The sequence below is a fragment of the Fusibacter sp. genome, assembly GCF_057447755.1.
Map to the genome: position 1 here is coordinate 1 of NZ_JBVBZF010000312.1, position 4,100 is coordinate 4,100.

Consider the following 4,100-nt stretch of genomic DNA (forward strand, 5'->3'; position numbering starts at 1 on the left):
AAACTTGTTGATGCTAAGGGTTGCCCTGAGCCTCAATTAAGAGAATCTGCAAAATACGGGATCTGCAAGATCAACATCGACTCTGATTTAAGACTTGCACTTACTGGAACAATCAGACAACAATTTTCAAAAGATCCAAGTAATTTTGACCCTAGAAAATACTTGGCACCTGCTAGAGAAGCAATCTATGATATGGTTAAACATAAAATGATCAATGTATTGGGTTGCAATCAAAAATAATAAAAATGCTAGTGTTAAAGGCCTTTAATTTTAAAGGTCTTTTCATTTTTTTGAAATAGGGCAGTATAATCTCACCCTATAAAAATGACCCATTCAAAAAAGCAAGGAGATCCTCCAAGGAATCTCACTCTAAATATGTTCAACTTTTGGATAGTGTGTTAAAATAATAGAGATAAAATAAGGAGGTACTACAATGAATCCACAAGTGAAAATAGAAGTAAAAGGCTTTGGTACAATGGTTGCTGAGCTTTACCCTGAAATAGCGCCAACATCAGTAAACAATTTCTTAACGCTTGCAAGCGAAGGCTACTACGATGGTCTTATCTTCCACAGAGTTATTAAAGGTTTCATGATCCAAGGCGGATGTCCACAAGGCTCTGGTATGGGTGGCCCTGGTTATGGTATTAAAGGCGAGTTCAACAACAATGGCTTTAAAAACGATTTAAAGCACACTGAAGGCGTCTTATCTATGGCAAGATCTCAAATGCCAAACAGTGCAGGTAGCCAAATCTTCATCATGCACAAAAATTCACCTCATTTAGATGGTAGCTATGCAGCGTTCGGTAAAGTGATCGAGGGTCTCGAAATCGTTGATCAAATCGCTAACGTTAAAACAGGTGCACAAGACCGTCCAAGAGAAGAAGTTGTGATTGAAAAGATGACAGTTGAACTCAATGGCTATGAAATCGGTGCGATTGAAAAGTTCTAATTGCACAATATAAAGAGTATCCCCCACCCCCAATAATCACCTGCACGGCACGCGGTCCTCGCTTTGCTGTGGAGTGCCCTTACGGCGATTATTGGGGGTGGGGGATTTTAAGTTTTTGACTATGACGTTTGTGGCATTACATTAACTTTTCATTCCTGCCCTTAAAGATGTGTGTGTTTAAAGTCGTCACTGTATTTTAGGCCGAATCCAAAGATGCGGTCCATACTGGAATGTGCAAAAAACATTATACCTGTAAGCATGGTCAATTGACTATTCAAAATTGCACCTACAATGTAAATGAATATCCATAGTGCACGTAAATGAAAAAAGTTATAAACAATAGCACCCACTTTTGTATTTACAACATATCCAATCATGGCAAGATCTGGTATAAACAACAACACCATAAACTGCCACCATTTATAGTCAAGTTGGCTAAATAAGTATAATCCCAGTGCGAAAAATGCTATTTCTTCGATTTTGATCAATGTTTTCATGCAACCACCTCTCTAAATACGCTATAGGGTTAAACTATTCTTTCGCTATATCTAAATTAAATTTTTAAGTACCGCTATGCAAAATACCCACTTATCATACTGAAAGGACATCATGGTCTTAAGAACCACGTGCCATCACTATAACAAGTGGGCATTCATATTGAATACTTTTCTTTGCCCCATTTTATCCACTAAGGCTTAGAATATAAGATCATAAATCATTGTTTCAGTCTATTCCGGTTTTTCTGCCGTATTCACATCTGATGTCGTTTCCAATCTTGGGTCATTTACCTGTCTCTCCACGTAAATATCAAGGCCGTTCACTTCAAACACCTCGTTGAAGAGGTCCCAAACATCATACTTACCAGTTCTCTCAGAAGAGGAGATTGGAATAATAACACTTTCCTTGTCCATCTTGAGTTCCTTACGGATGATTTTCATCTGAGCAGCAATTTGATTTTTACTGAGTTTATCAGCCTTTGTCGCAATGACAATGCCACTGAAACCATACTGCTTGATCCAATCATACATTTGCTTGTCCTCTTGAGAAGGCTTATGTCTAATGTCCACAAGCTGGATGACTTCAAGCAAGGTCTCTCTATTGGTCAAATAGGTCTCAATGATTTTTCCCCAAGTCGCTTTTTGTGTTTTGGATACCTTTGCAAATCCATATCCAGGCAAGTCGACAAATCTGAATAAGCCATCGATATCGTAGAAGTTAACAAGCTGGGTTTTACCCGGTGTTGAACTGGTCTTAGCAAGCCCTCTACGATTGAGCAACATATTGATGAGTGATGATTTACCAACATTTGAACGTCCAGCAAATGCAATTTCTGGCAACTGATCGTCTGGATATTGTGATTTTGCCACCGCACTGATGACAAATTCACTATTTTTGATTTTCATTTTCTGGCTCCTTTTTCATTAAAGCGTGCTCAAGAACTTCATCCATTGTCTTCACTGGAACAAATTCAATTTCCTTCTTAACCACTTCAGGTATATCTTCTAAATCCTTGATATTTTCAAATGGGAATATAATTTTCTTGATGCCTGCACGTTTAGCCGCCAAAGATTTCTCCTTGAAACCGCCAATCGGAAGCACTCTGCCTCTAAGTGTGATTTCACCTGTCATAGCCACAAAACGGTTTACTGGCACGCCTGAAAGTGCAGAAATCATAGCCGTTGCCATAGTGATCCCTGCCGATGGCCCATCCTTTGGAATTGCGCCTTCTGGAATATGAACATGTAAGTCCAAGGTCTCATAGAAGTTTTCTTCAATACCATAATCCGATGCTATGGTTCTGATGTAAGATAAGCCTGCCTGTGCAGATTCCTTCATGACATCGCCAAGTTGACCTGTGAGCTGAAGCTTGCCCTTACCCTTCATCGTATTGACTTCGATAGATAAAGTATCGCCGCCAACAGCAGTCCATGCAAGACCGGTCACGATACCAACTTGGTCCACTTCAGCGATTAAATCATAGTGATACTTGGTCTTGCCAAGGTATTTGTCTAAATTTTTATCTGTAATTCTAACGCTCTTCACTTCACCCTTAACGATTCTCACAGTGGCCTTACGGCAAATATCTGCAATCTTACGTTCAAGTTCTCTGACACCTGATTCGCGCGTATACTGACGGATCGTCTCGAGCAATGCATCATCCGATAAAGACAAGGCTGTTTTCACAAGACCATGCTCTTCCATCTTCTTTGGTACAAGGTATTTCTTGGCGATATTAAGTTTTTCAACTTCAGTATAGCCAGACACCTGAATGACTTCCATACGATCAAGTAAGGGTCTTGGAATTGTGCTAAGTGAGTTTGCAGTGGTGATAAACATTACCTTAGAAAGATCAAACGGCACTTCAAGGTAATGGTCTGTGAACTCCTTATTTTGCTCTGGATCAAGGACCTCTAAAAGTGCAGACGCAGGGTCCCCTCTAAAGTCACTTGAAAGCTTGTCAATTTCATCAAATAGGAATACTGGATTCTTAGTACCAGCCTCTTTAATGCCATTGATGATACGTCCAGGAATTGCGCCGATATAAGTACGTCTATGACCCCTTATTTCAGCCTCATCCCTAACACCACCAAGTGACATTCTCACAAATTCACGATTGAGCGAACGCGCAATTGATTTTGCGATAGAGGTTTTACCAACCCCTGGAGGGCCTACTAAACAGATGATTGGGCCCTTCATGCTCTGCGTTAAATCTCTCACAGCAAGGTATTCCACTACTCTCTCTTTAACAGACTCTAGACCAAAATGATCTTCATCAAGTACGGCTTGGGCCATATTTAAATCAATTTCATCTTTCGTCTCTTTCTTCCAAGGTAAGTCTAAAATCCAATTGACATAACTTCTGATAACGCCACTTTCTGCTGAAGAAGGGGATAGTCTTGAGTAGCGATCAATCTCGTTTGAGACTTTTTTCTCGATTTTTTTACCCAGTTTAAGCTTTTTAAGCTTTTTACGCATTTCTTCAATTTCATCTTCTTGTGCGTCTTCCTCGCCAAGTTCATCTCTGATGGCTTTAATTTGTTCTCTGAGATAATACTCTTTTTGAGATTTATTGATTTGGCTTTTAACCTTGTCATTGATGTCTTTTTCCACTTGAAGAATTTCGATTTCAGTCAACAAAAGACGATATAGT

At 39.6% G+C, this 4,100-nt stretch carries 5 protein-coding genes; 2 read left to right on the forward strand and 3 right to left on the reverse strand.

Annotated features, from left to right (window positions below; all coding sequences use genetic code 11):
- Together AC220I_RS19180 and AC220I_RS19185 are read left to right on the forward strand one after the other, a co-directional pair.
- The coding region (locus tag AC220I_RS19180; RefSeq protein WP_486725473.1) for a class II fructose-bisphosphate aldolase at nt 1-240 on the forward strand (240 nt) is incomplete at its 5' end.
- A gap of 193 nt (nt 241-433) precedes the next feature.
- A complete protein-coding gene (locus AC220I_RS19185) occupies nt 434-949 on the forward strand; it encodes a peptidylprolyl isomerase (RefSeq protein WP_486725474.1) in 516 nt (171 codons plus the stop codon).
- A gap of 161 nt (nt 950-1,110) precedes the next feature.
- On the opposite strand, the gene AC220I_RS19190 is transcribed toward AC220I_RS19185, so the two are convergent.
- The 3 genes from AC220I_RS19190 to lon all read right to left on the reverse strand — a co-directional run.
- Nucleotides 1,111-1,446: a DUF4260 domain-containing protein gene (locus tag AC220I_RS19190; RefSeq protein ID WP_486725475.1), complete on the reverse strand. Its 336-nt coding sequence runs from the start codon at nt 1,444-1,446 to the stop codon at nt 1,111-1,113.
- A gap of 231 nt (nt 1,447-1,677) precedes the next feature.
- Nucleotides 1,678-2,352, reverse strand: coding sequence for a ribosome biogenesis GTP-binding protein YihA/YsxC (yihA, locus tag AC220I_RS19195; RefSeq protein ID WP_486725476.1), 675 nt, complete (start codon nt 2,350-2,352; stop codon nt 1,678-1,680).
- Nucleotides 2,336-4,100: endopeptidase La (gene lon / locus AC220I_RS19200; RefSeq protein WP_486725477.1), on the reverse strand; the 1,765-nt coding region annotated here is incomplete at its 5' end. The genes yihA and lon, both read right to left, overlap by 17 nt.